Annotated in this window: 2 protein-coding genes and 1 pseudogene; 1 reads left to right on the forward strand and 2 read right to left on the reverse strand. The window is 70.4% G+C overall.

The genetic code is table 11. From position 1 onward, the window contains the following. Window positions 1-211 (reverse strand): glycosyltransferase (locus I59_RS01350; protein ID WP_261976485.1); only part of this gene is annotated, 211 nt, incomplete at its 3' end. A 121-nt stretch (window positions 212-332) separates the two neighbouring features. Between I59_RS01350 and I59_RS01355 the strand changes: the two genes are divergently transcribed. Next, entirely contained in the window at window positions 333-1,151 is an 819-nt protein-coding gene (locus I59_RS01355) for a helix-turn-helix transcriptional regulator (protein ID WP_187289771.1), read from the forward strand. Between the two features lie 24 nt (window positions 1,152-1,175). Here I59_RS01355 and I59_RS18840 read toward each other — a convergent pair. Beyond that, a pseudogene (locus I59_RS18840) lies at window positions 1,176-1,456 on the reverse strand (hypothetical protein); the annotation flags it as partial.

A 1,456-nucleotide genomic window follows, 5' to 3' on the forward strand; every position in this document is an offset into this window, starting at 1 on the left:
CCCGGACCTCCGGGAGCATGTCCGCCAGGTCGTCGGCGATGCGAGCGGTGTCGTCGGTCGACGCGTTGTCCGCGATCGTGATCCGCCACGTGTGGTGCAGCGAGGTGCGGCAGAAGGTGTGCAGCCGTCGGACGTGCGTCGCGAGCGTGTCCTGCTCGTTGTAGCAGGGGACGACGATGTCGATGTCGAGGGTCTGGTTCGTCTCCGTCATGCCGATCAGACTCGGCAGCGGGATCATGCACACCGCAGCAGGACCCTGTGGCGGCCCTAAGAACGAACTCCCGGTGAACGACCGGACACGACAGGTGTCGTCCGGATACGGTCGAGCCACGATGACGACCGAGCGCGACGACGCCCAGCGGCCGGCCACGCTGCTCCCCGGTGAGCGGTTGGGTCTGTCGCTCGACGAGCGGTGCGCGGAGTTCGAGGCGCTCCTGCTCGAGCCCCCGCTGCACGGCATCCGCCGCCAGGGGCACGACTGGCTCCGGGAGCGGTACACCGAGATCGTGCCGATCGTCCTGCCCGCTGCCCTGCGCGCGGTCGAACGTGGTGAGCCGGTCGACCCGGGGAGCCTCGATCGGCTCCGGCGGGTGGCTGCTGCCCGTGCCGAGGATCCCCGGGTGGACCTCTCGGTCGTGCTCCGTGGCGCGCTGCCGGCGATCCGGGTCTTCGCCCTCGTGATGCACACGGCTGTCCGTGACCATGCGGGGCCGGCGGACCGCGCGGCGCGCACGATGCTCGCGATGAGCCGGGCGTCCCTCGTCGCCCACGAGCTCGGCTCGTGCTGGGCGGAGGCGTGGTCGCAGGAGCGTGGACGGGTGGCGGGCACCACCCCGGCGGAGGTCGATGCGGGCGAGATCGAGCTCGTGGCTCGGGCGCCCGGGCTCGACGAATCCGAGGAACGGATGCTGGCGCTCGCCGCACAGGGACTCTCGAACGACCAGATCGCCAGCGAGACGTCCTACAGCCGTCAGGCCGTCGCGTGGCACCTCGGGCGACTGATGCGCACCTGGAGGGCGCCGAACCGGACGGCCCTGGTGTCGGTCGCCTTCGTGCGGGGGTGGATCCGCGCTCGTGCCCACGGCCCCGGGGGATCGCGACGACCGCCCGAGCTCGGCGCAGCTGCCCGCACGGACGACGACACCCCCTGAGACCGAGGTCGCAGGGGGTGCTCGTCAGGGGCTGAGGGTCAGCCGCCGTTGACGTGGATGACGTTGTCGATGCGTTCGATGTTCCCGAACGCACCCCAGTTCAGCCAGCCGCCGTCGCCGTTGTTTGGTGATCTTGCCGGCACCCTTGAACCAGTAGATGACGTAGTTGCCACCCTTGATGTCGATCGACTGGGCGTCGGCCACGTCGCCCTCGACGGTGATGTCCTGGTTCTTGTTGACGACCGCGACCGTGAGGGGGTCCGGGTTCCCCGCGTTCCAGTACCCGACGTCGAGCGCGGCCTGCA

The organism is Curtobacterium sp. B8 (assembly GCF_000333315.1).
Taxonomy (GTDB): domain Bacteria; phylum Actinomycetota; class Actinomycetes; order Actinomycetales; family Microbacteriaceae; genus Curtobacterium; species Curtobacterium luteum.